At 67.0% G+C, this 24,111-nt stretch carries 24 protein-coding genes and 1 tRNA gene; 12 read left to right on the top strand and 13 right to left on the bottom strand.

Annotated features, from left to right (window positions below):
- Positions 1-3 precede the first annotated feature (3 nt).
- Complete coding sequence (locus tag IR187_RS02765; RefSeq protein ID WP_194953255.1) at positions 4-1,200, bottom strand: CoA transferase; 1,197 nt, start codon at positions 1,198-1,200, stop codon at positions 4-6.
- Positions 1,201-1,293: 93 nt separating this feature from the next.
- Positions 1,294-1,758: an Lrp/AsnC family transcriptional regulator gene (locus tag IR187_RS02760; protein WP_194953173.1), complete on the bottom strand. Its 465-nt coding sequence runs from the start codon at positions 1,756-1,758 to the stop codon at positions 1,294-1,296.
- 200 nt (positions 1,759-1,958) lie between these two features.
- Between IR187_RS02760 and IR187_RS02755 the strand changes: the two genes are divergently transcribed.
- Positions 1,959-2,246 carry a hypothetical protein gene (locus IR187_RS02755; protein WP_194953172.1) on the top strand — a complete coding sequence of 96 codons (288 nt, stop codon included), beginning with the start codon at positions 1,959-1,961 and terminating at the stop codon, positions 2,244-2,246.
- A gap of 38 nt (positions 2,247-2,284) precedes the next feature.
- Here the strand turns inward: IR187_RS02755 and IR187_RS02750 are convergent.
- Positions 2,285-2,361: transfer RNA gene (locus tag IR187_RS02750), tRNA-Arg, on the bottom strand.
- Positions 2,362-2,494: 133 nt separating this feature from the next.
- Here IR187_RS02750 and IR187_RS02745 point away from each other — a divergent pair.
- The gene (locus IR187_RS02745; RefSeq protein ID WP_407699067.1) at positions 2,495-3,529 is read left to right on the top strand and encodes a YeiH family protein; all 1,035 of its coding nucleotides are present in this window, start codon (positions 2,495-2,497) and stop codon (positions 3,527-3,529) included.
- Positions 3,530-3,561: 32 nt separating this feature from the next.
- Here the strand turns inward: IR187_RS02745 and IR187_RS02740 are convergent, their stop codons facing one another.
- Positions 3,562-4,323 carry a zinc-ribbon domain-containing protein gene (locus IR187_RS02740; RefSeq protein WP_194953170.1) on the bottom strand — a complete coding sequence of 254 codons (762 nt, stop codon included), beginning with the start codon at positions 4,321-4,323 and terminating at the stop codon, positions 3,562-3,564.
- A 203-nt stretch (positions 4,324-4,526) separates the two neighbouring features.
- On the opposite strand from IR187_RS02740, the gene ftsE reads away from it, so the two are divergent.
- Genes ftsE through IR187_RS02720 form a run of 4 tightly spaced genes read left to right on the top strand, consistent with a single transcriptional unit; the run spans position 4,527 to position 7,421 of the window.
- Complete coding sequence (gene ftsE / locus IR187_RS02735; RefSeq protein ID WP_228765495.1) at positions 4,527-5,222, top strand: cell division ATP-binding protein FtsE; 696 nt, start codon at positions 4,527-4,529, stop codon at positions 5,220-5,222.
- 13 nt (positions 5,223-5,235) lie between these two features.
- Entirely contained in the window at positions 5,236-6,153 is a 918-nt protein-coding gene (locus tag IR187_RS02730) for a cell division protein FtsX (RefSeq protein ID WP_194953168.1), read from the top strand.
- On the top strand, positions 6,150-6,680 hold the full coding sequence (locus tag IR187_RS02725) for a YdcF family protein (protein WP_194953167.1): 531 nt from the start codon (positions 6,150-6,152) through the stop codon (positions 6,678-6,680). Before IR187_RS02730 ends, IR187_RS02725 begins: the two co-directional genes overlap by 4 nt.
- Before the next feature lie 9 nt (positions 6,681-6,689).
- Positions 6,690-7,421 (top strand): lysophospholipid acyltransferase family protein, encoded by a 732-nt coding sequence (locus IR187_RS02720; protein WP_194953166.1) that lies wholly within the window; start codon positions 6,690-6,692, stop codon positions 7,419-7,421.
- Between the two features lie 97 nt (positions 7,422-7,518).
- On the opposite strand, the gene IR187_RS02715 is transcribed toward IR187_RS02720, so the two are convergent.
- Together IR187_RS02715 and hisC are read right to left on the bottom strand one after the other, a co-directional pair.
- Entirely contained in the window at positions 7,519-8,436 is a 918-nt protein-coding gene (locus IR187_RS02715) for a prephenate/arogenate dehydrogenase family protein (protein ID WP_407699066.1), read from the bottom strand.
- Entirely contained in the window at positions 8,433-9,548 is a 1,116-nt protein-coding gene (hisC, locus tag IR187_RS02710) for a histidinol-phosphate transaminase (protein WP_194953164.1), read from the bottom strand. The genes IR187_RS02715 and hisC overlap by 4 nt, the downstream gene beginning before the upstream one ends.
- Positions 9,549-9,639: 91 nt before the next feature.
- Between hisC and metX the strand changes: the two genes are divergently transcribed.
- Both metX and metW read left to right on the top strand, forming a co-directional pair.
- Positions 9,640-10,761 carry a homoserine O-acetyltransferase MetX gene (metX, locus tag IR187_RS02705; RefSeq protein WP_194953163.1) on the top strand — a complete coding sequence of 374 codons (1,122 nt, stop codon included), beginning with the start codon at positions 9,640-9,642 and terminating at the stop codon, positions 10,759-10,761.
- Positions 10,761-11,348: a methionine biosynthesis protein MetW gene (gene metW / locus IR187_RS02700; protein ID WP_194953162.1), complete on the top strand. Its 588-nt coding sequence runs from the start codon at positions 10,761-10,763 to the stop codon at positions 11,346-11,348. The genes metX and metW overlap by 1 nt, the downstream gene beginning before the upstream one ends.
- 44 nt (positions 11,349-11,392) lie before the next feature.
- On the opposite strand, the gene IR187_RS02695 is transcribed toward metW, so the two are convergent.
- Together IR187_RS02695 and IR187_RS02690 are read right to left on the bottom strand one after the other, a co-directional pair.
- The gene (locus IR187_RS02695) at positions 11,393-11,905 is read right to left on the bottom strand and encodes a DUF1993 family protein (RefSeq protein WP_194953161.1); all 513 of its coding nucleotides are present in this window, start codon (positions 11,903-11,905) and stop codon (positions 11,393-11,395) included.
- A gap of 32 nt (positions 11,906-11,937) precedes the next feature.
- On the bottom strand, positions 11,938-12,573 hold the full coding sequence (locus IR187_RS02690) for a TetR/AcrR family transcriptional regulator (protein WP_194953160.1): 636 nt from the start codon (positions 12,571-12,573) through the stop codon (positions 11,938-11,940).
- Between the two features lie 258 nt (positions 12,574-12,831).
- Here IR187_RS02690 and IR187_RS02685 point away from each other — a divergent pair, with 258 nt between their 5' ends.
- Complete coding sequence (locus IR187_RS02685; protein ID WP_407699065.1) at positions 12,832-15,120, top strand: TonB-dependent receptor; 2,289 nt, start codon at positions 12,832-12,834, stop codon at positions 15,118-15,120.
- A gap of 277 nt (positions 15,121-15,397) precedes the next feature.
- Here IR187_RS02685 and IR187_RS02680 read toward each other — a convergent pair whose 3' ends face one another.
- The 5 genes from IR187_RS02680 to hemC are packed head-to-tail and all read right to left on the bottom strand — an operon-like array spanning position 15,398 to position 20,344.
- Entirely contained in the window at positions 15,398-16,531 is a 1,134-nt protein-coding gene (locus IR187_RS02680; protein WP_194953158.1) for a CaiB/BaiF CoA transferase family protein, read from the bottom strand.
- Positions 16,521-17,726: an acyl-CoA dehydrogenase gene (locus IR187_RS02675; RefSeq protein ID WP_194953157.1), complete on the bottom strand. Its 1,206-nt coding sequence runs from the start codon at positions 17,724-17,726 to the stop codon at positions 16,521-16,523. Before IR187_RS02675 ends, IR187_RS02680 begins: the two co-directional genes overlap by 11 nt.
- A 47-nt stretch (positions 17,727-17,773) precedes the next feature.
- Positions 17,774-18,691 (bottom strand): mitofilin family membrane protein, encoded by a 918-nt coding sequence (locus IR187_RS02670; protein WP_194953156.1) that lies wholly within the window; start codon positions 18,689-18,691, stop codon positions 17,774-17,776.
- A 19-nt stretch (positions 18,692-18,710) separates the two neighbouring features.
- Complete coding sequence (locus tag IR187_RS02665) at positions 18,711-19,400, bottom strand: uroporphyrinogen-III synthase (RefSeq protein ID WP_194953155.1); 690 nt, start codon at positions 19,398-19,400, stop codon at positions 18,711-18,713.
- Complete coding sequence (hemC, locus tag IR187_RS02660; RefSeq protein ID WP_194953154.1) at positions 19,397-20,344, bottom strand: hydroxymethylbilane synthase; 948 nt, start codon at positions 20,342-20,344, stop codon at positions 19,397-19,399. The genes IR187_RS02665 and hemC overlap by 4 nt, the downstream gene beginning before the upstream one ends.
- A gap of 62 nt (positions 20,345-20,406) precedes the next feature.
- On the opposite strand from hemC, the gene tsaD reads away from it, so the two are divergent.
- The 3 genes from tsaD to IR187_RS02645 all read left to right on the top strand — a co-directional run bounded on the left by tsaD (position 20,407) and on the right by IR187_RS02645 (position 24,048).
- Entirely contained in the window at positions 20,407-21,441 is a 1,035-nt protein-coding gene (gene tsaD / locus IR187_RS02655) for a tRNA (adenosine(37)-N6)-threonylcarbamoyltransferase complex transferase subunit TsaD (RefSeq protein WP_194953153.1), read from the top strand.
- On the top strand, positions 21,438-22,445 hold the full coding sequence (locus tag IR187_RS02650; RefSeq protein WP_228765494.1) for an NAD(P)H-dependent glycerol-3-phosphate dehydrogenase: 1,008 nt from the start codon (positions 21,438-21,440) through the stop codon (positions 22,443-22,445). Before tsaD ends, IR187_RS02650 begins: the two co-directional genes overlap by 4 nt.
- Before the next feature lie 76 nt (positions 22,446-22,521).
- Complete coding sequence (locus tag IR187_RS02645; protein ID WP_194953152.1) at positions 22,522-24,048, top strand: lipopolysaccharide biosynthesis protein; 1,527 nt, start codon at positions 22,522-22,524, stop codon at positions 24,046-24,048.
- Positions 24,049-24,111: the final 63 nt, after the last annotated feature.

The raw sequence follows: 24,111 nt of genomic DNA, 5'->3' as shown, positions 1-24,111 counted from the left end.
GTTTCAGGCGATACCGACGATACCGGCATCGATCAGCCGGGCAAGCTCGCCCGACGGCAGCGACAGCCGGTCCGCCAGAATTTCTTCGCTATGTTGGCCATTGCGCGGCGCGGGGCGTGGCGGCTGGCGCGCGTCCTGCGGCAGGGTCGCAAAGGCGCCCGCGGCGGGATAGGCGAAACCGCTGGGGTTGTCCGCGGCGCCAAAGATCGGGTTGCCCGCGACCAGCGCCGGATCCTGCACCGCGTCCAGCATTGTGCGATAGGGCGAATGGACGATCCCGCCCGCGTCGAACGCGGCGGCGAGATCGGCATGGCTGCGGGCAGCGATCGCGCGCTCAAACAGCGGATAGAGCGCGTCGCGATGGGTGAAGCGCAGGCCGTCGTCGGTCGCAAAGGAGACCCCGCGCGCCGCCTCGACCGCCGCGATCGCCTCGCCAAGTCCGAGCGCGGCGACCAGATTGGCCCATTGCCGCGGCGTGACGACGACGATCATCGTCCGCTGGCCGTCGGCGGTGACGAAATCGCGCCCGAACAGGCCGTAAACCGCATTGCCCAGCCGCGGCCGGTTGGCGCCGCTATACAGCACCTCCGCCACCCCGCCGAGATTGGCGACGGTGCCGATCGCGACATCGGACAGCGGCACCCGCACCTCGCCGCCTTCGCCGGTGGCCGTGCGCCGCTGGATCGCAGCGAGCAGCGCAAAGGCGGCATAGGCGCCGCTGAGCAGATCCCATGCAGGCAGCACATGGTTGACCGGTTCGGGACCGGCGCCGGTGAGCATCGGATAACCGACGCTGTTGTTCACCGTATAATCGAGCGCGGGCGAGCCGTCTGCCCAGCCCATCACGCGCACGGTGATCAGGTCCGCCCGCCCTGCGGCCAGCGCTTCATGCGCCAGAAAGCCGTCGACCGGGAAATTGGTGATGAACTGCCCCGTCGCGCGCACCAGCGCCTGGAGCAGCTCGCGCCCCTCGGCCCGGCTCAAATCAAGCGCGACGGACTTTTTCGCACGGTTGAGATTTTCCCAATAAAGCGAGTCATTGCCGTCGGTCACCGGCCAGCGGCGGAAGTCGGGACCGCCGCCGATCTGGTCGACGCGGATCACCTCGGCCCCCATCTGCGCGCAATAGAGCCCGGCGGTGGGCGAGGCGACGAAGGACGAGGCCTCGATCACCGAAAGGCCGGTCAGCAGGTCGTACATCCGCTCCTGTTCCTCCCCGATCTTCGGCCCCAGCGCCACGCCGGGGCATCTGGCGCACCCCGCAGCCCGAGTCAAACCGGCGCGGCGCCGAACCTAAAAGATCGGCAGCTCGTTCGTCGACTTGATCTCGGACAGCGCCACCGTCGAGTTGATTTCCTGCACCCCGGGCAGCTTGCTCAATTTGTCGAAGAAAAACGCCTCATAGGCGTCAATGTCCTTGGCGACGATGCGCAGCATGAAATCCATATTGCCCATCAGCACATAGGCGCCGAGCACTTCGGGAAAGGCCGCGATCGCAGCGCTGAATTCGTCGAGGTTGGCGCGCCCGTGCGCGTTGAGCTTGACCTGCGCAAAAATATGCGCGTGGAGCCCGACCTTGCGCCGGTCGATGACCGCGACGCGCCCCTTGATATAACCATCGCGTTCGAGCCGGTCGACGCGGCGCCAGCATGGCGACGGCGACAGCCCGACACGCTCGGCGAGTTCAGCGGTGGTCAGGCTGGCATCGAGTTGCAGCTCGCGGATGATATTTTTCTCGAATGGATCAAGTCCGGTCATTTTATCCTCATGATGACGATAACGACAACATATTGACCGGCATAACGCTAAAGCATCGGAATATCGAGCAAGATTGACCTCGCCACCGCTGCGATAAGCGACGCAGAACAGGAGGCCACCATGGTTGTGCCATTTTCGGGTCGCTTGCCCGCCGACGAAACCGCCGAACGGCTGATCGCAAGCGCCGGGCAGCTCGCGGCGTGAGACAGCGCTTCCGGATCGTCGCGGCTTATGATCCGCAGGCACTGCCCAGGATCCTCGGCGTCTTTGCGCAACGCACGCTGGTGCCGGTGGCCCTGTCCTCGCAGCGGCGCGGCGGCATGCTTCATGTCGAAGCAGCGCTCGACGATCTCGACGCCCCGACGGCCGCCATCATCGCGGCAAAACTCTCCGAGAGCGTCCTCGTAGCGAGCGCCGTTTGCGACGCGGTCGACGCCGCGACGAGCGCGCGCTGCACGTCGACGCCCGCCATCACCGCTGCGGCGTAGAACCCCAGCGTGCGGGATCGATAAGGATGGGAGGGAAATGGCGCACCCGAAGGGATTCGAACCCCTGGCCTCTGCCTTCGGAGGGCAGCGCTCTATCCAGCTGAGCTACGGGTGCCAAATAGAGCGCGGCCTCTAGCAAGAGCGCGGCCCGGCAGCAATGGCCTATCGACCATCGCGCGGCGATGTGCGACGCGGGCGGCAAGCAAATGGGGAATGCCGGAGTGACCAAAACCGAACCGGGCTGGCCGATGGCCGCCGACCTGTATGGCGAGATGCAGCTCGAAGCGCATCCGCCGCAACGGCGGCGCTGGCGCGACTTTCTGCCCGGGGTGCTTGTGACCGGTATCGCGGCACTCGCCGCCGCCTGGCTCGCCGACCATTATGCCGCGCCGATCGTGCTGATGGGGCTGCTGATCGGCCTCGCCATGAGCTTCCTGTCGCAGGACCGCCGCACCCACGCCGGACTCGATTTGATGTCGCAGACGGCGCTGCGCATCGGGATCGTGCTGGTCGGCGCGCGGATCACCGCCGACCAAATCGCCGAACTGGGGCCGCTGCCCTTTGCCTTGCTCGTGCTGATCATGCTCGCGGTGATCGTGGTGACGGTCGCGACCGCCCGGTGGTTCGCGCAGGATCGCCACGCGGCGCTGCTCGCGGGCGGAGCGACCGCGATCTGCGGCGCGTCGGCGGCGCTCGCGCTCTGGTCGTTGATCGGCGACAAGCGCGTCGACCAGGCGCGCTTCACGCTGACCCTGGTCGGCATCACCGTCGCCAGCGCCTTTGCGATGACGCTCTATCCGGTGCTCGCCGCCGAACTCGACCTGACCGATGCGCAGGCGGGGTTCCTGATCGGCGCGTCGATCCATGACGTCGCGCAGGCGATCGGCGGTGGCTTTTCCTTCTCGCCGCCGGCGGGCGAGGTTGCGACGATCGTCAAGCTGACCCGCGTCGCGCTGCTTGCGCCGATGCTGATGCTGGTGGCGCTGTGGCTGGGGCGGCGCGGCGAAGGCGACGGCGCACGCAGGATCCCGCTGCGGCTGCCGTGGTTTATCGTCGGCTTTCTGGGCATCGCCGCGCTCAATTCGCTCGTCACCATTCCCCGGCCGCTGCAGGACGGCGCCGCAACCGGCGCGCAGGCGCTGCTCCTGCTCGCGATCGTCGCCACCGCGATGAAGGCGCGGCTGCACCTGCTGCTCGATCAGGGATGGCGGAGCTTCGCCCCGATCATCGTCGCGACGCTGACGAGCTTCGCGCTGTCGCTGGCAGCGGCGCTAAGTCTGTGACGGCGTGACGTCACAGGATCATCTTGTAAGATTTAGCTTTTCGGTAAAGCCCAGCTGACCGTCAGCTGCGTCGCACGGCGCGGGATGTCGAGCTTGGCCTCGCTGAAATTGACCTTTTCATTCGGCGGCAGCATCCGCACCGGCGGCTTGATCGTCCAGCTGTACACGATCGTCCCTTGCGCATCGCGCAGTTCGGCAAGGATCGGCGGGACGCGTTGTTCGCGATCGGTCGGGTTGATGATCACCCCCGAGGCGGCGAAATAGATGGTGCCGTCGGCCAGCTCGCGGTGATCCTGGTTGGGCGGCAGTTCGATGACCAGGTCGGGCTCACCCGCCATCCCGGGCAGCCCCAGCCCCTGCGCCCAGCCGGGCAAACCGAAATAATATAGTCCCCCTGTCGCCGCGACCATCAGCACCGCGGCGCTCGCGGCGATCAGCGTCCAGCGCTTCGCCGGATTGCGGCGCGGGCGGCGAAATGGCAGCGGCGCATCACCGACAGCGGGAGCGGGTGCCGCTGCCGGCGGATCGGCCGCAAAAGCTTCGGGCGGCGGCGGCGCGGCTTCGGGAACCGCAACGTCGGCAGGCACAGGCGCAGGCGAAGCGGGTTCGCTTGGCGGCGGCGCGGCGGCAACACCGACCTCGACCGGCGGCGCCGGCACCTCTGCGGTGCGCACCGCGGGCTCCTGGAACCAGCTGTGGCGGCAATTGGCGCAGCGCACCGTTCGTCCCGCCGGTCCGATGGCGGTATCGGGCACGACGTAGCGCGTGTGGCAGGACGGGCAGGCAAGGATCATGGTGCTTCTCTAAACACGCTGATTCGCGGTGTGGCAAGCGCCGCGTCGCCGGAGCCTGCACACTCGCGGCTTTACCTGGCCGGGCAGCCGTGCAACAGGCGGGGCATGAGCGCCGCCGCTCCCCCGTTTCGACCCGTCCGCCAAGCGCCGTTCGGCGCGCATTTGACGTCATGACCGCGGGCGCGCCGCGTGCGGCCGGGGCCATGGTCGAATTCGACGGGGTCGGCCTGCGCTATGGCCCCGATGCCGAGATTTTGCGCGACATCAGCTTCAACCTGCAGCCCGGCAGCTTCTATTTCCTGACCGGCGCGTCGGGCGCGGGCAAAACCTCGCTGCTGAAGATGCTGTATCTGGCGCAGCGGCCGAGCCGCGGCATCGTCCGCCTGTTCGGCGAGGATCTGGTCGCGATGCCACGCGACCGGCTGCCCGGGTTCCGGCGCCGGATCGGCGTCGTTTTCCAGGACTTTCGGCTGATTCCGCATTTGAGTGCGCGCGACAATATCGCGCTGCCGCTGCGCATTGCCGGGGTCAACGAAGAGGATCTGGCCGGACCGGTCGGCGAGATGCTGAGCTGGATCGGGCTCGGCGACCGCGCCGAGGCGCATCCCGCGACGCTGTCGGGCGGCGAGCAGCAGCGCGTCGCGATCGCCCGCGCGGTGATCGCGCGCCCGCAATTGCTCGTCGCCGACGAGCCGACGGGCAACGTCGATCCCGACATGGCGATGCGCCTGCTGGGATTGTTCGAGGCCTTGAACCGCTTGGGCACGACCGTCGTCGTCGCCACCCACGACATCCACCTGATCAGCCGGATTGAAAATGCACAAATGATGCGGCTGGAAAAGGGACGTTTGTCCGACCCGACCGGCGCGCTGCGCTACCCGCCGGCGAACCGGGTATAGGGGCGCGCCGACCATGCTGATCCCGCGCGTCCCCGTCCAGCACCGCCGCCTGCTGCCCGACCGCCGTTTGTCGGGGCCGACGCCATGGGTGGTCGCAATCCTGATGATGCTGACCCTGCTCGCCGCCGCCGCCGGGGTCGGGCTGGCGCGATCGGCCGATGCGATCGGCAGCGCGATCGCCGGGCGCGTCACGGTCCAGATCGTCACCGCCAATCCGGTGACGCGCGCCGAACAGGCGGCGGCGCTGCGCCGTGCGGCGGCAGCGCAGCCCTTTGTGCTGGCGGCGCGCGCGGTCGACCGCGAGGAGTTGCAGGCGACGCTCGGCCAATGGTTCGGCAGCGAAGCAAGCGGCGACGGGGGCGCGGATCCGGTGCTGAATTCGCTTCCCCTGCCGGCCTTGGTCGATATCGATTTTGTCGGCGAAGACCGCAGCGGCCATATGGCGCAGCTGCGTACGCTCGTCGCCGCCGAAGCGCCAGGCGCGCGCATCATCCCCCACGCCGAATGGTTGGGCCCGGTCGCGCGGCTGATCGGCTCGCTGGCGTGGATCGCCGGCGGTCTGGTCGTGCTGATGACGCTGGCCAGCGCCGCCGTCGTCATCATGACCGCGCGCGCCGCGCTCGGTACCCACTATGCGACGATCGAGATGCTCCACCTGATCGGCGCCACCGACCGCCAGATCACCCGGCTGTTCCAGCGGCGCATCGCGATCGACACCGCTTATGGCATTGCGCTGGGCACCGCGGTCGCCGCGGCGCTATTGTTGCTGATTGGATGGCAATGGTCGGGGGTCACCTCGGGGCTGGCGGCGACCGCGTCGCTGGGGCCGACCGGCTGGGTGCTCTTGCTGGCGCTGCCGCTATTGGCTATCGCGCTCGCAGCCCTGACGGCGCGCCAGACATTGCTCGCTGCGCTCAAGAAGATTTTATGATCAAGCGCCTGATATCCCTTATTTTCCTGGCCTGGGTGCTCGGATTTGCGTGGTTTGCGCTGCTGCCGCCCTTGCCCGCGGCGGCACAAAAGACCGATGCGATCGTCGTGCTGACCGGCGGCCCGGGACGCATCGACCGCGCGCTCGAGCGGCTCGAGGCAGGCGACGCCAAGCGGCTGTTGATCAGCGGCGTCGCGCGCGAGGTGAAACCGCGCGAGCTGGCGGCGGAATATAAACGCCCGCAAGCCCTGTTCGATTGCTGCATCGCGCTGGGGTTCGAGGCCGAGGATACGCGCTCGAACGCGACCGAGGTTGCGACCTGGGTTGCGCGGCGCAACTATAAAAGCGTGCGGCTGGTCACCACCGACTGGCACATGCGCCGCGCGCAGTATGAAATCGGCCGCGCGGTCGGCGACGCGGTGACGATCGTGCCCGACGCGGTGCGCAGCGAACCCAATTTCGCCACGCTGTTTCGCGAATATCACAAATATCTGGCGGGGCTGGCCGGCGGCCTCCTCGGGCTGTAACCGACGCCGATGCGCTATACCATCGCCCTGATCCGTTCGATCCTGTTCTGGATCCTGTTCGTGCTGATGAGCAGTTTCAGCTCGATCGGTGCAGTGATTTCGCTGCCGATCTCCCACCGCGCGACGATCTGCTTCGTGCGCATCTGGGCGCAGTTCCACCGGCTGATCTGCCGTTTCGTGCTGGGCCAGAAGATCATCGTCGAGGGCGAGATGCCCGACATTCCGGTGCTCTATGTCTTCAAGCATGAGGGCGCGTTCGAGACGATCGAGCAGCCCGGCCTGTTCAAGCATCCGGCCGTCTTTGCCAAGGAACAGCTGTTCAACATCCCGGTCTGGGGGCAGGCGGCGCGATTCTACGGCCTGATCCCCGTCGACCGCGACGGCGGCGGCAAGGCGATGCGCGCGATGCTGAACGCCGCCAAGGCCGCGCTGGCCAAGGATCGCCCGCTGGTGCTGTTCGCCGAGGGAACGCGGATACCGCATGGGCTGGCGCCGCCGCTCCGCTCGGGATTCGCCGGCATCTACCGCCTCCTCGGCGTGCCGGTGATCCCGGTCGCGGTGAACAGCGGCATCGCCTATCCGCCGCGCCGCTGGGTCAAATGGCCCGGGACGATCACCTATAAGGTCGGCGAGACGATCCCGGCGGGACTGCCGCGCGAAGAAGCCGAGGAAAGCGTCTGGCGCGCGATCAATGCGCTGAACCCGCCCGAGGCGTTGCTCGAAGGCTATAAAGCCCCCTAATTCCCGTTCGTGTCGAGCGAAGTCGAGACACGTGGAGGCTTCGCAGGGCGTGCGTATCTCGACTTCGCTCGATACGAACGGAGGTTGGGCGTGTGGTTTAGTGCTTCCGCCCGAAATCTGGCGCGGCGTCGTCCTGCCCCTGTTCGATGATCGAGCGGCGGATCGCGCGCGTCCGCGTGAACCAGTCCTCCAGCTTGGCGGCGTCGCCGCGGCGGATCGCCTGCTGCAGCACGGTCAGATCTTCGTTGAACCGCTGGAGCGTCGCGAGCACCGCATCCTTGTTCGCCAGGAACACGTCGCGCCACATCACCGGGTCGCTCGCGGCGATGCGGGTGAAATCGCGGAAGCCGCCCGCCGAATATTTGATCACCTCGCTTTCGGTGACCTCTTCCAGCTCGCTGGCGGTGCCGACGATCGTATAGGCGATCAGGTGCGGCAAATGGCTGGTTACCGCGAGCACCATGTCGTGGTGCGCGGCGTCCATGACGTCGACCTTTGCCCCCAAGGCTTCCCAAAAGGCGGTCAGCGCCGCGACCGCGTCGCCCGGCGCGTCGGCGGCGGGGGTGACGATGCACCAGCGCCCCTCGAACAACGTTGCAAAGCCCGCGGCGGGACCGCTGTTTTCGGTGCCCGCCACCGGATGCGCCGGAATCACGACATGATCGGGCAGCGTCTTGGCGAGTGCATCGGCGACCCCGGCCTTGGACGAGCCGACGTCGGATATGATGGCGTCTGCCCTCAGTCCGGGGGCAATCGCCGCGGCCGCGTCGGCCATGCGCCCGACGGGGACTGCGAGGATGACCAGATCGGCACCGGCGACCGCAACCACCGGATCGTCGGCGATCGTGTTACACAGGCCGAGCGCGCGCGCCTCGTCGCGCACTTCGGCGCTGGCGTCATGGCCGGTAACCACCGTGTCGGGCAGCCGCGCCGCGATGGCGCGCGCGACCGACGAGCCGATCAGCCCCAGGCCGATGATCGCGACGCGTTCGACGCTCGCCGCCGTTGGCATCAGCCGTTCAGCGCGGCGCGGATCGCCGCCGCCAGCCCGCGCGTCTCGTCCTCGGTGCCGATCGTCATGCGCAGCGCGTGCGGCAATCCCTGCCCCGGGAGCCAGCGGACGATATAGCCTGCGTCCATCAGCCGGTTATACACCGTCTCGGCGCTGATCTCGCCCTCGAACAGCACGAGCAGAAAATTGCACGCCGACGGCACGACGCGCACGCCATGATTGCCCAGGCTTTCGAGTTCCGCCGCCAACCAAGTCCGCCATTTGGCATTATGTTCGCGGCTGGCAGTCACAAATTCCTCGTCGCCGATCGCCGCGATCGCCGCCGCCTGCCCCGCGCGCGTGACGTTGAACGGCAAACGGATGCGATGCAGCGCCGCAATCACCTCGGCAGCGGCGTAGCCCCAGCCGATCCGCTCGGCGGCGAGCCCGTGAATCTTTGAAAAGGTGCGGGTGATGAAGACATTGGGCTGCGTCTTCGCGAGCTCCAGCCCGCCGTCATCCTCGGCCTCCGACAGATATTCCGAATAGGCCTGGTCGATGACGAACAGCACATTCCTGGGCAGACCCGCGTACAAGCGCGCAACCTCGTCGCGCGACGCCAGGGTGCCGGTTGGATTGTTCGGATTGGCCAGATAGACGACGCGCGTCTTTTCGGTCACCGCTGCGAGCAAGGCATCGACGTCGGTCGCATAGTCGCGGTCGTCGGCCTCGACCGGCACCGCGCCGACGCGCCGCGCCGCGATTTCATAGACCGCGAAGCCGTAGCGCACGTACAAGATCTCGTCGCCCGCCCCGGCGTAGGTGCCCGCAGCGAGGTGGAGCAGCTCGTCCGACCCGTTGCCGCAGATGATCCGCGCCGGGTCGAGCCCGAACTTTGCCGCGATCGTCGCGCGCAGCTCGTTTGAACCGGGATCGGGATAGCGCGACAGCGCATCGGCGGCGGCCTGCGCCGCGGCAAAGGCGGCGCGCGCCTTTTCACCCGTACCGAGCGGGTTTTCATTGGCGCTCAATTTGATCAGCGGCCGACCGTCGGCCCCCGCCGACTTGCCGGGAACATAGGGAGCGATGCCGCTGATCCACGGCTTTGGGCTGAGCGTTTGCGTCGTGTCGGTCATGCGGCGCCGTTTAACGGCTGTGCGCCCCGAGTCCAGCGTCTAGTCCAGCACGTTGACACGCTTCGCGCGCCCGCTTAGCCCCGCGCGGACCATGGCCAGCCTGCTCCACCATATCCAGCACCAGGGCGTCACGATCGACGCCCCGCTGCCGCTCGACAGCGGGCAGATACTGCCGTCGGTGACGATCGCTTATCAAAGCTATGGCGCGCTCAATGCCGACCGGTCGAACGCGGTGCTGATCTGCCATGCGCTGACCGGCGACCAATATGTCGCGAGCGACCATCCCGCGACCGGAAAACCGGGCTGGTGGGCGCGCATGGTCGGCCCCGGCAAGCCGATCGATACCGACCGGTTTCACGTCATCTGCGCCAATGTGCTGGGCAGCTGCATGGGGTCGAGCGGCCCGGCCAGTCCCGACGCGGCGACCGGCGCGCCGCTCGGCATGGAATTTCCGGTCATCACGATCACCGACATGGTGCGCGCGCAGGCGATGCTGCTCGATCACCTTGGCATATCGCGGCTTCATGCCGTCGTCGGCGGGTCGATGGGCGGCATGCAGACGCTCGCCTGGGCGGCGACCTATCCCGAACGGCTTGGCGCGGCGCTGGTCATCGCCAGCGCCGCGCGGCATTCGGCGCAGAATATCGCATTTCACGAGGTTGGGCGACAGGCGATCATGGCCGACCCCGACTGGCAGGATGGCCAATATTATGCCAGCGCGCGCGCGCCCACGAAAGGGCTCGCAGTCGCGCGCATGGCGGCACATATCACCTATTTGTCCGAAGCCGGGCTGACCGAAAAATTCGGTCGCCGTTTGCAGGCGCGCAATATCAAGAGCTTTGGTTTCGATGCCGATTTCCAGATCGAATCCTATCTGCGGCACCAGGGGCTGGCGTTCACCGACCGCTTCGACGCCAACGCCTATCTCTATATCACTCGTGCGATGGATTATTTCGACCTTGCCGAGCCGCACGACGGGCGGCTCGCGGGTGCCTTTGCCCGCGCCAGAGACGTGCGCTTCACCCTCGTCAGCTTCGACACCGACTGGCTGTATCCCACGTCGGAATCGCGCCGCATCGTGCAGGCGCTACAAAGCGTCGGTGCCGCGGCCAGCTTCGTCGAGCTGTCGGCGCCCTTCGGACACGACAGCTTCCTTCTCGATGTTCCCGCGTTAGACCGGCTGGTTGCGGGCGCGCTCGGATCGGGTTTCTGATGGCGCTGCGCCCCGACCTTGCGATCATCGCCGACGCCGTGCCGTCATCGGCGCGCGTGCTCGACGTCGGTTGCGGCGATGGCGAGTTGATGGCGGCATTGCGCGCCAAAGGCGTCGATGCGCGCGGGCTCGAAATCGACCCGGCCAATGTCACTGCCGCGATCGCGCGCGGGCAGTCGGTGGTCCAGGGCGACGCCAACCGCGACCTCGCCGATTATCCCGATGACGCGTTCGACTATGCGATCCTGTCGCAGACACTGCAAACGACCGAACGACCCGACAGGGTCGTCGACGAACTGCTGCGCATCGCGCCGCGCGCTTTCGTCAGCTTCCCCAATTTTGCGCACTGGCGCGTGCGGCTCGACCTCTTGTGGGGAGGGCGGATGCCGGTGACGCGGTTGCTGCCCGTCGCCTGGTACGAAACCCCCAACATCCACCATGTCACGGTCAGCGATTTTCGCGACCTGCTGCGCGCCAAGGAGATCGGGGTCGAGGCAGCCTGGTATTTGTCGGGCGACAAGCCGACCAGCGCCGCAGCCGCGACATGGCGCGCCGAACACGCGATTTTTCTGGTCTCGCGTACCTGAACCCTGTCGTTGCAGTCGATCGGACAGGCATGTGACCGACGTCGCTAGTTGGCGGCAGTTACGGTGTGACGCGCCATATGCGGAATGAAGTCCATCTTGCCGATGACCAGCCCCGCATCGCGCAACAGGGCGTAAGCCATCGTGACATGAAAATAGAAATTCGGCATGATCCAGTCCCGAACATCCGCTTCGGCGGACATCAGAAATCGCACCCCATTCGGCAACGTCAAATCAACGCGCCCGTCAGCATCCGCCCATCCGGCAGGGTCCGCCTGATCGACCAGTGAACGAACCGCGGCGATACGCCGACGAACCTCGGCGAGCGAGCCGTACGCGTTTTCTTCTAGCGGCACCGCTTGTCCGCCGACCTGATTGAGCGCCAGCAGCACCTGATTGAGTGCGACGCGAAATTGCAGCTCAAGCGGGAACATATCGTCTGTCAGCTTTGTCGCAAGGACATCGTCGGTCATCCCGGCATCGATGGCCTTGCTGACGAGATGATCAAGCGAACCGAGCATGTCGGTAAAAACTGTTCGCGCCGAGTAAGCGTAAGACATCAAATTACTCCAACCAATTTGGGGCGAGCGTTTCAGTCGCGCTTCTTCAGCCCGTTCGCGACAAAATCATTCGCGATCGCGGCAATCTCCGAAATGTCGGCATCGGCGTCCCACAGGCCATAACGCATGCCCAGAAACACGTTCATCCCGCCGATCGCCCAGGCATGAATCTCCCCGACATCGGCGCGAATCTCGCCGCGCGCCGCGCCGGCTTCCAGCCGCTGGCGCACGCGCGCGACGGTGGTTTCATAATGGCGGCGATAGCTGGCGTAATCGACGAACTCGGCCTCGTCGATGATCCGGTAGATTTCCTTATGCTCGCGCACGAAACCGAGGAAAGACTCGAGCCCGATGCGTTCAGCGCTGATCTCGTCGGGCGCCGCCTGCACCAGCGGGGTGACATGGTCGCGAAGCTGCTCGCTCATATAGCGGACGAGCGCCTGAAAGATTTCCTCTTTCGAATCGAAATAGGTGTAGAAGCTGCCGAGCGCGGTCCCGGCGCGGCGGGTGATGCCGCTGATCGACGCTTCGTGAAAGCCGCGCTCGCCAAATTCGACCGCCGCCGCGTCGAGCAGCTTGCGCAGGGTGCGCCGCCCGCGATCGGTGCGCGGCGTCTTGTCGCGCGCATCGCCGACGCTGTCACCGGTTGCGCTTGGCGGCTGATCCATGACCTCTCCCGTCTCCCTTCCGCTCGGCTTCCCCTGCATCGTGGCTTTTTCGCACCACTGGCAAGCAAAAAACGTCAGGATGATATTCCAAGTTGAAACTTGGTTCATGTTTCATTATTGGGTGAATCGCGGCTTGGCAAGCATCAGGCCCAAAAAAACGACCGGGGTGGCCGCTGCCGCTCTTTATCTGGGAGAGTTTTCATGCGTTCTTTCGCTCGTCCGCTACGCCGCGCCATTCTCGCTTCGAGCGCCATTCCGATGCTCGCCTTTGCCCCGGCCGCCTTCGCGCAGGAAACGGGCGCGAGCAGCGACACAAGCGACGATGAAATCATCGTCACCGCCCGCCGCCGCGACGAGCGACTGATCGACGTACCGGTCGCGATCACCGCCTATTCGGGCGACGCGCTCGCCAAGGCAGGCGCCATCGACATCACCGAGGTCGGCCAGACCACCCCCAACACCACGCTCGAAGTATCGCGCGGCACCAATTCGACGCTCAGCGCCTTCATCCGCGGTGTCGGCCAGCAGGATCCGGTGTCGGGTTTCGAACAGGGGGTCGGGCTCTATCTCGACGATGTCTATCTCAACCGCCCGCAGGCGGCGGTGCTCGACATCTATGATGTTGAACGCATCGAAATCCTGCGCGGGCCGCAGGGCACGCTGTATGGCCGCAACACCATCGGCGGCGCGGTCAAATATGTGACCCGGCAATTGCCGCAGGATTTTTCGCTCAAGATCAAGGGGACGCTCGGCACCTACGAACAAGCCGACCTGGTCGTCACCGCCAGCGCGCCGGTCGGCGACCTGCTGCGGGTCGGCGGATCAGTCGCGCGGCTGTCGCGCGGCGGGTTCGGCAAAAACCTGACCACCGGGCTCGACAATTATAACAAGGATATCTGGGCCGGTCGCGGCACCGTGGAGCTCGGCGGTTACGGCGAACCGGTGCTGATCCGGATCACCGGCGACTATACCAAGGACAAGAGCGCGCCGCGCGGCGGTCACCGCCTGATCCCGTCGCTGGTCACCGGCGCGCCCGTTCTCGGCAAGGTGTTCGACAGCCGCGGCGGACTCAATGATCCGAAACAGGAAATCGAGGCCTATGGGCTGGCGATGAATGTCAGCGCGTCGCTCACCGACACGCTCACGCTCCGCTCGATCAGCGCCTGGCGCAAGGACAAGTCGGCGACCCCGATCGATTTCGATGCGCTGCCCGCGGTCGATGTCGATGTTCCCGGCTTCTATTTCAACGAACAGATCAGCCAGGAATTCCAGCTGCTGTACGAGGGCGACCGCCTCAAAGGCCTGCTCGGCTTTTATTATCTCGACGCAACCGCCGACACGCTGTTCGACGTGCGCATCTTCAACACCTTTGCCGGGCTGACCGCCTTTACGCGGGCCGACGTCGATACCCGGACGTTCGCGGTGTTCGGTGACGCGACCTTCGACTTTACCGACCAGCTCAGCCTGTCGCTTGGCGGCCGCTACACCTGGGACAAGCGCGAGGCGTCAATCCTGCGCCAGAATTATCTCGGCGGCGGCTCACCGGTATTCGGCGGCGCCGGGGTGCCGTTCGGCGCACCGGGCACCAATTTCAACGGCAGCCGCAGTTTTGAAAAATTCACCCCGCGCGCTTCGCTGACCTTCAAACCGAACAGCGACCACACGCTCTACGCCAGCTATTCGCAGGGCTTCAAGGGCGGTGGCTTCGACCCGCGCGGCGTCGGCGTCAACGCGCCGGGCGCGATCCCGGGCGCGCCGACCGAAGCAGAAATCGCCGCCTTCCTCAGCTTCCGGCCCGAAAAGGTCGACAGCTACGAACTTGGTTACAAGGGCAGCCTGATGGACGGCGCGCTTAATGTCGCGCTCGCCGGCTTCTATGCCGACTATACCGATGTCCAGATCCCCGGCTCGGTCGCCTGCACCGTCGGCGGTCTGCCCAGCTTCTGCGGTGTCGTCGCGAATGCCGGCAAGGCGACGTTCAAGGGACTGGAATTCGAAGCGCGGGCGCGGCTGGGCGAAGACATGGCAGCCGCTGGCGACCGGCTGACCTTTTCGACCGCGCTTGGCTATATCGACGCGCAGTACAAGGAATATGTGACCAACATCGGCGGTCAACCGACCGATGTCGCGGCGTTCCGCGAGGTGCAGAACACACCCAAATGGACCGCCAGCGGCACGCTGGCCTATAGCGCCCCGGTCGGCGACGGCGACATCAGTTTCGGCACCACCCTGTCGTACCGCAGCAAAACCTATCAGTTCGAAATCCCCAATCCCTATATCGATCAAAAGGGTTTCGCGCTGTGGGATGCCAGCCTGGTCTATACCGCACCCGAAGGCCGCTGGAGCCTGGGGGTGTTCGGCAAGAATCTGACCGACAAGAAATATAAAACGTCGGGCTATACCTTCATCAACGTCAATCCGACTACCGGTGTGCCCATCCTCGGCGGCAACGGCCTGCCGACCTCGGCGCTCGGCACCGAAGGCACGCTGACCGCCTTTTACGGCAACCCGCGCCAGATTTTCGTCACCGGCACGGTCAAGTTCTGAACCACCGGCGATCGATAAAAATGGGGAAAGGGGCGTCCGGAGTGGCGCCCCTTTTTTGTTGGTGAGAAGTTGAAGCTGGAGTGGCTGGTTTGGGGTGGGGATCGGACGGTAGCGTAGAACTACGCCCTCCCCTTCAGGGGAGGGCAGCGAGACTTACCAGCTTGCTGGTTAGTCGCAGCGGGTGGGGTCCATCGGCCTTGCGCAAGGCCGATGGACCCCACCCCAACCCCTCCCCTGAAGGGGAGGGGCTAGATGCCCGCTACCGGTCGAAACCAGCCTATCCCGCCAGCCCCGGTGCGCCGCACGACGCCACCATGCGTTCGCCGTCAATGACGATCGGACTCGCCAGCCCGTCGACGAAAGCACCCTCGGGCCGGAACCGCATTCCGCGCGCCGCCACCTGCGGGTCGGCGAACACCGCCGCCATGTCGTTGATCGGCCCCGCCGGAACCCCCTGCTCCTCCAGCGCGAGTGCCAGTGGCTGGGCCTCCCAGCCCGCGATCCGCGCTGCCAGTAGCGGAATCAGCGTACCGCGGTTCGCCAACCGCGCCGCGTTGGTCGCAAAACGCGCGTCATCGGCCCAGTTCGGCTCGCCCAGGATCACACATAATTTACGAAACTGGGCGTCATTGCCGACCGCGATCACCAGCTGGCCGTCGGCGGTGGCGAACGCCTGATAGGGGACGACATTGGCGTGGCCGTTCCCCATGCGGCGCGGCACCGCGCCGCTCGCGAGATAATTGGCGGCCTGATTGGCGAGCACGCCGACCTGGCAATCGAGCAGTGCCATGTCGATATGCGCACCGGCCGCCGTGACGTCACGGCGGCGCAACGCGGCAAGGATCGCGACGGCCGAATACATGCCGGTAAAGATGTCAGCGTAAGCGATCCCCGCCTTTTGCGGCGCGCCGTCCGGCTCGCCGGTCAGCGACATCGCTCCGCCCATGGCCTGAATGATGAAATCATAGCCCGCGCGGTGGGCATAGGGGCCGGTCTGGCCGAAGCCGGTGATCGAACAGACGATCAGCCGCGGGAAATCGGCGATCAGCGTCGCGGGATCGAGGCCATATTTGACGAGCCCGCCGACCTTGTAATTTTCGATGACGACATCGGCGTCGGCAATCAGCGCTCGGACCTCGGCCTGCCCCTCGGTCGTCGCAATATCGATCGCCACCCCGGACTTGCCGCGATTGGTGCTGTGAAAATAGGCGGCGCCCAGATTCGCGCCGTCGGTGCCAGTGACAAACGGCGGCCCCCAGCTGCGCGTGTCATCGCCAACCCCCGGTCGCTCGACCTTGACCACCTCGGCGCCGAGGTCGGCGAGCAATTGCCCGCACCATGGCCCCGCGAGCACCCGCGCCAGTTCGACGACGCGGATGCCTGCGAGCGGCTTCGCGCTGTCAGCCGCCAAAAGCGGAGATGCCGGTGATGGCGCGGCCCAGGATCAGCGCGTGAACGTCATGCGTCCCTTCATAGGTGTTCACCGTTTCCAGGTTCACCGCGTGGCGGATCACATGATAGTCGGCCGAGATACCGTTGCCGCCGTGCATGTCGCGCGCGACGCGGGCGATATCGAGCGCCTTGCCGCAATTGTTGCGCTTGAGCAGGCTGATCGCGTCGGGAATGAGCCGCCCATCATCGATCAACCGCCCGACGCGCAGCGCCGTCTGCAACCCGAGCGCAATTTCGGTGAGCATATTGGCGAGCTTGAGCTGGACGATCTGGTTCGCCGCGAGCGGGCGCCCGAACTGCTTGCGCTCGCCGGTATAATTGCGCGCTGCTTCGTAACAGAACTCCGCCGCGCCCATCGCGCCCCAGCCGATACCGTAGCGCGCGCGGTTGAGACAACCGAACGGGCCTTTCAGCCCCGACACATGCGGCAACAGCGCGTCTTCCCCGACTTCGACCGAATCCATGACGATCTCGCCGGTCACCGACGCACGCAAGCTGACCTTGCCCTCGATCTTGGGCGCCGACAGGCCTTTCATGCCCTTTTCGAGCACAAAGCCGCGGATCGCGCCGTCATGCGCTTCCGACTTCGCCCACACGACGAACACGTCGGCGATCGGCGAATTGGTGATCCACATCTTCGCGCCCTTGAGGCGATAGCCACCTGCGATCTTTTCGGCGCGCGTCCGCATCCCGCCGGGGTCGCTGCCGGCGTCAGGTTCGGTCAGCCCGAAACAGCCGACCAGTTCGCCCGAGGTCAGTCCGGGCAGATACTTCCGCTTCTGCTCTTCGCTGCCATAGGCGTTGATCGGGTGGATCACGAGCGAGCTCTGCACCGAACAGGCCGAACGATAGCCCGAATCGATCCGCTCGACCTCGCGCGCGATGAGCCCGTAGCTGACATAGTTCAGCCCGGCGCCGCCATATTCGGGGTCGATCGTTGCACCGAGCAGGCCGAGTTGGCCCATTTCCGACATGATCTCGCGGTCGAACCGCTCGTCCAGAAAGGCCGAGGTGACGCGCGGCAACAGCGCATCGGTAGCATAGGAACGCGCCGTGTCGCGGACCATCCGCTCCTCGTCGCTGAGTTCGGCGTCAAGCTGAAGCGGGTCGAGCGGGTCGAGCGCTTCGATGCGCTGCGGATCGGCGAGGGCCATGGAAACGGGCTTTCTCTGTATGGCGAGCAGCCCTTTCGGGACGCGCGCTAGGGGGTCGGTGCCGCGGTGCTGCGGGCAATTGCGGCAGCGGGACTGTCGCGCGGTTCCAATATCGCCGCGGTCTCGATCAGGTCAAGCGCCCGCCGCGCCTCATGGTAACGCCGCGCATCGATCAGCCACGCATTGGCGACCGCCGCCCCCGGCATCGCCTCGACCTCGGCGATCGCCCGGTCGGCCTGTCCGGCGGCGAGATAGCGACGCGCCCGCTCCAGCCGTTCGGACGCCCGCGGCGATTGCGTTCCCGCCGCCCTCACGACGAACAATTCGCCCATCTCGCGGCGAAATGCCGTCCACAGGCTGCCGCTATCATCGCTGCCGCGCCCGACCAGCTGCGGCGCCAGCGTGTCGAGATCGGTGCGCAGCTGTTCGAGCGTCACCGGATCGCGCGACGTCTCGATGATCGTCTTGACCGCATTCGGCTGGTCGTCGCCGAAACGCAGCCGCAGCTGCGCGTCAAGATAGCCAAGCGATAGCCCGCGATCGAGCGCGCGCCGTACCGCAAAGGCGACGAGCAGTCCTTCGGCGCGCGAGGCATTGCCCGATGCCGATTGGGCCTCCAGCGTGATCCGCGACAGCCGTTGTTCGAGCTCGGCAACCCGCGCTGCCAGGGCGTTCGCGCCATCGACCGGCGCGATCAATAGCGGCTGTTCCGGCGCAGCATCCTTGGGAACAGCCCCCGCAACGAGCAGCGGATCGACCATTGCGCCCGCCGCTGCCGGGTCGATCGTCTTTGTCGCCGGCGCAGCGCTATCGCCCGCCAACCAACGGCTCGCCGCCCAGCCGCCACCGATCACGCCGATCAGCAGTAGCAACAGGGCAGCGATCATCAGCAGACGAAAGGATGGCCCCCTGGCCGCGGCCGCCGCCTCGACGGGCGCGGGGCTGTCGATATTGTCGATTGCCATATGTCTCTTTCGAACGACCCTATTTTTCGCCCTTGTGGCACAAAGCGGCCGCCAGTGCCAACATTCCAGCGTCCGTTGGCTGCGCGCTTGCGGTCCGCTCGGCCCAACCGGCGCCCGCCGCGGCCGCGACCGCAGGGCTGATCGCGACCAGCGCCAGATGCGCGCGCGGTGGTCCCGCCAGCGCGGCGATCCGGCGCGCCGCGCGGCCCGAATGCGCAAGGAGCACCGCCGGCGCAGCGATCAGTCCGGACCATTCGGACGGCGGATCGACCGGGTCCACCGTGTAGCAAGGCAGCGGCTGGAGCGTCATGCCACGGGGATCGAACGCCGACCGGTCGCGGCCACAAAGCCATAAAATCCGGGCAATTTTCCCTGAGGCCATGACGTCAAGAAGGGCTTGGGCATCCGCCTCGCCGGTCCGGGCGACCGTCAGCCCCGCGCCCGCGGCCGCCGCTGCGGTCGCATCGCCCACCGCATAGACCGGGAGCGCTGCCAGCGCGGCGAGCTGCGGTCCCGCCAGCCGCACCGCCTGCGCACTGGTCAGCAACATGACGTCGTAATCATCGGCGGCGGGCGGCGTCCAGGGCAATGTGCGCGCCGCGAACAAGGGCATCGCGCGGGCATCGAGACCGAGGGCCGCGGCGCGCGCGACCGTCGCGGCATTACCCGGTTCGGGGCGGGTGACGATCAGCGGCAAGCCGCGCGTCATGCGGCGAACAGCCGCCGAACGCTGTCGGGCGCATCGTCCAGCAACCGCCGCGCCAGCGCCGCGGCGGCGTCGTCATGATCGACGAGCGCATGACCGGCGGCGTGATCGGCGCCGTCGTCGGAGAAAATTTCGGCGTCGAGCTGCAGCATGCCGTCTTCGCGCCAATGCGCATGCGCCGCCACCGGCGAGCGGCAGTCACCGCCGAGGGCCGCCAGAAAGCTGCGCTCCGCGGCGACCGCGCGGTGCGTCGGTTCGTGATCGATCGCCCGCAGCAGCGCGAGTGCGGCGCCGTCATCGGCGCGGCATTCGATCCCGATCGCGCCCTGCGAGGCGGGGGGCAGCAGCACCGCGGAGTCCTGCGCGATACCGACCGCGTGCATCCCCAGCCGGTCGAGCCCCGCCGCGGCGAGTAGGGTCGCGTCGGCCTCGCCCGCCGCCAGCTTCGCCAGCCGCGTCGCAACATTGCCGCGCAGCAGCACCGGCGCCAGATCGGCGCGGATTCGCCGGATCTGCGCCGCGCGGCGCGGACTGCTCGTTCCCAACCGGGCGCCGTGCGGCAGCTCGGCGATCGTCGCCGCCGCTATCCCTTCGCGCACCACCAGCCGGTCGCGCGGATCGGCGCGTTCGAGCATCGCACCCAGCGCAAAGCGCGCATCGCGGATCGTTTCGACATCCTTCAGCGAATGAACCGCGATGTCGATGACACCGGCGTCGAGCGCCGCATCAAGCTCGCGCGTCCACAGGGCCTTGCCGCCGACCTCGGCGAGCGCACGGTCCTGGATCCGGTCGCCCGTTGCGGTCATCGGCACGATCTCGAGCGCTTCGGCTGCTATGCCGTGCGTGACGATCAGCGCCGCCACCGTCATCTGCGCCTGCGCCATCGCCAGCGGCGATGCGCGGGTGCCGATGCGCAGCGGATTATCGATTGAAGGAAGTTCGGTCATCGCGATGCTGCTAGCGCGGCTTGCCCTGCCGATAAAGGGGCGGGTAAAGGATGCGCAAGATTATGACTCTCATCCTTGGCCTCGAATCGAGCTGCGACGAAACCGCGGCGGCGCTTGTCGATAGCGATCGGCGCATATTGGCGCACCGCGTCGCGGGGCAGGAGGCCGAGCATCGGCCGTTCGGCGGGGTTGTGCCCGAAATTGCGGCGCGCGCGCATGTCGACCGGCTTGCGCCGATTGTCGCCGGGGTGCTCGCCGATGCGAGCGTATCGCTCGCCGACGTCGATGCCATCGCCGCAACCGCCGGCCCCGGGCTGATCGGTGGGGTGATGGTCGGGCTGGTCACCGGCAAGGCGCTCGCGCACGCCGCGAACAAGCCGCTGATTGCAGTGAACCATCTCGAAGGCCATGCGCTGTCGCCGCGACTCGTCGAGCCGAATCTTGAATTTCCCTACCTGCTGCTGCTCGTCTCGGGCGGCCATTGCCAGCTGCTGCTGGTCAGGGGCGTCGGCGATTATCGCCGCCTCGCCACCACGATCGACGATGCCGCGGGCGAGGCGTTCGACAAGACCGCCAAGCTGCTCGGGCTGGGCTATCCCGGTGGCCCCGCGGTCGAACGCATCGCGCGTGATGGCAATCCTCATGCCGTGCCGCTGCCGCGCCCGCTCGTCGGCAGCGCCGAACCGCATTTCTCCTTCGCGGGCCTCAAAAGCGCGGTCGCGCGTGCCGCCGCCAGCGACGCGCACAGGATCGCCGACCTCGCCGCGTCGTTCCAGCAAGCGGTCGTCGACTGCCTCGTCGATCGCAGCCGCATCGCGCTGGCCGCTTGCCCTGATGCAACGGCGTTCGTCGTCGCAGGCGGCGTCGCCGCCAACGGCGCAATCCGCGCCGCGCTCACCGATCTCGCGGCGCGCTTCGACCGTCCCTTTGTCGCGCCGCCCTTGTGGCTGTGTACCGACAATGGCGCGATGATCGCCTGGGCCGGGGCCGAGCGCTTCGCCGCGGGGCTGTTTGACGACCTGTCGGTCGCCGCCCGCCCGCGCTGGCCGCTCGATCCCGCGGCCGGAACCGTGCGCGGCGCCGGAGTCAAGGCATGACGCGTGAAAGCATGACGTCATATCGCAATTTCGGCGTGATCGGCGGCGGCGCCTGGGGCACCGCGCTGGCCCAGATGCTCGCTGCCGACGGCGCGCCCGTCCGCTTGTGGGCGCGCGAAGCCGAGGTGGTTGCGGCAATCAATGCCGAGCATCGCAACCCGGTCTTCCTGCCCGGCGCGGCGCTGTCGGCGTCGCTGACCGCGACCGGCGCACTGACCGACATGGCCAACCTCGACGCGCTGCTCGTCGTCGTGCCGGTGCCGTTCCTGCGCGCGGTGCTGGCCGAGCTGCCCGCGGGCGACGCGCCGCTGATCTTTTGCAGCAAGGGGATGGAGGCAGGCAGCTTTGCCTTCCCGGTCGACATGGCGCGCGACCTCGCGCCGCAGCGACCGCATGCGGTGCTGTCCGGCCCGACCTTTGCGCACGAAGTTGCTGCGGGCCTGCCGACCGCAATCACCCTCGCCGCCGCCGATCCCGACCTCGCGTCCGATCTCGCCCGCGCGATCGCGCGCCCGCATTTCCGCCCCTATGTCTCGGCCGACGTCATCGGCGCCGAGATTGGCGGTGCGATCAAGAATATCCTCGCCATCGCCTGCGGCATCGTCGACGGTGCCGGGCTTGGGCTCAACGCCCGCGCCGCGCTGATCAGCCGCGGCTTTGCCGAAATGACGCGCTTCGGCCTCGCGCGCGGCGCGCAGGCCGACACGCTTGCGGGGCTCGCCGGGCTCGGCGACCTTGTCCTCACCTGCACCTCGGCCAATTCGCGCAACTTCGCGCTCGGCCAGGGGCTGGGGCGCGGCGAGCCCGCCGCCACGCTGATGGCCGACCGCCGCACCGTCGCTGAAGGCGCATTCAGTGCGCCGGTGGTGGCCGCCGCGGCGCGCGCCGACGGCATCGATATGCCGATCACCGACGCGGTGGCGCGGCTGGTCGCGGGCGAAGCGCAGGTGGCCGACATCATTCAGGCTCTGCTCAGCCGCCCGCTGCGAGCCGAGGGCCGGTGATCGATTGCATGGATTTGCCTGCCTCCCCGCTCCGCGCTAAGATGCGCGGCGGGGATCAGCAGAAGGGGCGGCGGGCTTGAGCCAGACGGACAGCGCATCCGCGCCCGCATCGGCTGCCGCCCCGTCGGGCGACGCCGACACCGCCGCGCTCGCCAAGGGCGGACGCACCAATTTCTTCGGCTTCATCCTGCGCTTGGTCGCGCGCCTGCCGTTCCTGTATGTCGCGGGGCGCTGGTACGGCCCCGAAGCCGTCGGCCGTTTCGCCTTCGCCGTACTGGTCATCGAACTCGTCGCGCAGGTTGCGACGCTGGGCCTTAAACGCGGCCTGGCCGAACAGCTGAGCGTCGCCGGCGCCGACCAGCGCACCGTCGTCTGGGACGGTATGTTTGTGGCGCTGCTCGCGTCGGCGACCGGATCGGCGCTGCTGTTCGCTTTTCCGCAGCTGATGTATCCCGCGGGCGATATCGGCGGTGCCGACCGCTGGATGGCGCTGCTGGTCTTTGCCATCGCCGGGACCGATATCGCGCTCGCCGCCTGCGCCTATCGTTTCGACATTGGTGCGACGGTGCGCGCGCGCGCGATCGTCGAACCTTGGGTGATCAGCGCCGCCGCCGCCGGCTTCTGGTTCGTGTCGGTCAGCGACGGGTTGATGCTGTCCTATGCCGCCGCGATGCTCGGCGCCTTCCTGACCGCGTTGATCCCGATGCTGCGCCACTATGGCGGGCCGCGCGGCTGGCAGCCGCACCCCGCCCATCTGATCACGGTGGCGCGGCGCAACGCGCCGCTCGCCGCCGCCGATGCGATCGAATGGGGTACGCGCCGCCTCGACCTGTTCATCCTCGGCCAGTTCACGTCGCCGACAATTTACGGCATCTATTATATGGCGCAGCAGGTTGCGTCGCTGCCGCAAAAGCTGAAAACCAGCTTCGAACCGATCCTCGGCCCGGTGATCACGCGCAATCTGGCCGAAAAGCGCTTTGCCGCCGTGGCGGCACAGGTCAGCCAGGTCGGTTTCTGGATCATCGCCGCGCAGGCCGGGGTCGCGCTCGCTCTCGGCATTCCGGGCGAAGCCGTGATGGGCCTCGTCGGCCCCGAATTCGTCAGCGGTACCGCAGCGCTCGCCTTCCTGCTCGCCGCCGAAGTCGTCGCGGCCACCGCGGTCGTCAGCGAAGCGGCGCTTGTCTATGTCGCACGCCACCGTAACCTTTTGATCAGCATCGCGACGCTGGCCTTGCAGGCGGTGCTCAGCGTCACGCTGATCCTGATAGCGCAGTCGATGGGGCTGCCGCCGATCACCTACGCCGCCGCGGTCGCACTGGCGCTGATGCTCGCGCTCGGCTTTGCTTCGGTGGTCAAGGCGCGGCTGCTCGCGCGCGTCCTTGGTGCGCCGGTGAACAGCCTGCGCTGGGCGCTCGTCTGGGCCACCGCAGGCGCCGCCATTCTCGGCTGGGGCGCGACGCAGCTCCCCGAATGGGCCGAGCTGCTGATCGGCGTCCCCTTCATTCTCGGCATCTATGCCTGGCTGATCTGGACCCGCGGTTTCGGCCCCGCCGATCGCGCGCTGTTCAAGAAACATCCCGAAGCGGCGGAAGCGTCGGGTTAGCCAGTTGACCGTAGCTCTGAGCCTGTCGAAGGGCACTTATCCGGATAGGCGCCCTTCGACAGG

Source organism: Sphingopyxis solisilvae (assembly GCF_015475875.1).
Lineage (GTDB): Bacteria > Pseudomonadota > Alphaproteobacteria > Sphingomonadales > Sphingomonadaceae > Sphingopyxis > Sphingopyxis solisilvae.
This window is presented reverse-complemented; position numbering and strand designations above follow the sequence as displayed.

Excerpts from the sequence above, each read along its gene's own strand:
- hemC (WP_194953154.1), bottom strand. The coding sequence starts at position 20,344 with ATGACCGAACTTCCTTCAATCGATAATCCGCTGCGCATCGGCACCCGC.
- IR187_RS02695 (WP_194953161.1), bottom strand. The coding sequence starts at position 11,905 with ATGTCTTACGCTTACTCGGCGCGAACAGTTTTTACCGACATGCTCGGT.
- ftsE (WP_228765495.1), top strand. The coding sequence starts at position 4,527 with ATGGTCGAATTCGACGGGGTCGGCCTGCGCTATGGCCCCGATGCCGAG.
- IR187_RS02675 (WP_194953157.1), bottom strand. The coding sequence starts at position 17,726 with ATGGCCCTCGCCGATCCGCAGCGCATCGAAGCGCTCGACCCGCTCGAC.
- IR187_RS02670 (WP_194953156.1), bottom strand. The coding sequence starts at position 18,691 with ATGGCAATCGACAATATCGACAGCCCCGCGCCCGTCGAGGCGGCGGCC.
- hisC (WP_194953164.1), bottom strand. The coding sequence starts at position 9,548 with ATGACCGACACGACGCAAACGCTCAGCCCAAAGCCGTGGATCAGCGGC.
- metW (WP_194953162.1), top strand. The coding sequence starts at position 10,761 with ATGGCGCTGCGCCCCGACCTTGCGATCATCGCCGACGCCGTGCCGTCA.
- IR187_RS02650 (WP_228765494.1), top strand. The coding sequence starts at position 21,438 with ATGACGCGTGAAAGCATGACGTCATATCGCAATTTCGGCGTGATCGGC.
- IR187_RS02690 (WP_194953160.1), bottom strand. The coding sequence starts at position 12,573 with ATGGATCAGCCGCCAAGCGCAACCGGTGACAGCGTCGGCGATGCGCGC.
- IR187_RS02730 (WP_194953168.1), top strand. The coding sequence starts at position 5,236 with ATGCTGATCCCGCGCGTCCCCGTCCAGCACCGCCGCCTGCTGCCCGAC.
- IR187_RS02745 (WP_407699067.1), top strand. The coding sequence starts at position 2,495 with ATGGCCGCCGACCTGTATGGCGAGATGCAGCTCGAAGCGCATCCGCCG.
- IR187_RS02725 (WP_194953167.1), top strand. The coding sequence starts at position 6,150 with ATGATCAAGCGCCTGATATCCCTTATTTTCCTGGCCTGGGTGCTCGGA.
- IR187_RS02685 (WP_407699065.1), top strand. The coding sequence starts at position 12,832 with ATGCTCGCCTTTGCCCCGGCCGCCTTCGCGCAGGAAACGGGCGCGAGC.
- IR187_RS02720 (WP_194953166.1), top strand. The coding sequence starts at position 6,690 with ATGCGCTATACCATCGCCCTGATCCGTTCGATCCTGTTCTGGATCCTG.
- IR187_RS02665 (WP_194953155.1), bottom strand. The coding sequence starts at position 19,400 with ATGACGCGCGGCTTGCCGCTGATCGTCACCCGCCCCGAACCGGGTAAT.
- tsaD (WP_194953153.1), top strand. The coding sequence starts at position 20,407 with ATGACTCTCATCCTTGGCCTCGAATCGAGCTGCGACGAAACCGCGGCG.
- IR187_RS02765 (WP_194953255.1), bottom strand. The coding sequence starts at position 1,200 with ATGTACGACCTGCTGACCGGCCTTTCGGTGATCGAGGCCTCGTCCTTC.
- IR187_RS02740 (WP_194953170.1), bottom strand. The coding sequence starts at position 4,323 with ATGATCCTTGCCTGCCCGTCCTGCCACACGCGCTACGTCGTGCCCGAT.
- metX (WP_194953163.1), top strand. The coding sequence starts at position 9,640 with ATGGCCAGCCTGCTCCACCATATCCAGCACCAGGGCGTCACGATCGAC.
- IR187_RS02760 (WP_194953173.1), bottom strand. The coding sequence starts at position 1,758 with ATGACCGGACTTGATCCATTCGAGAAAAATATCATCCGCGAGCTGCAA.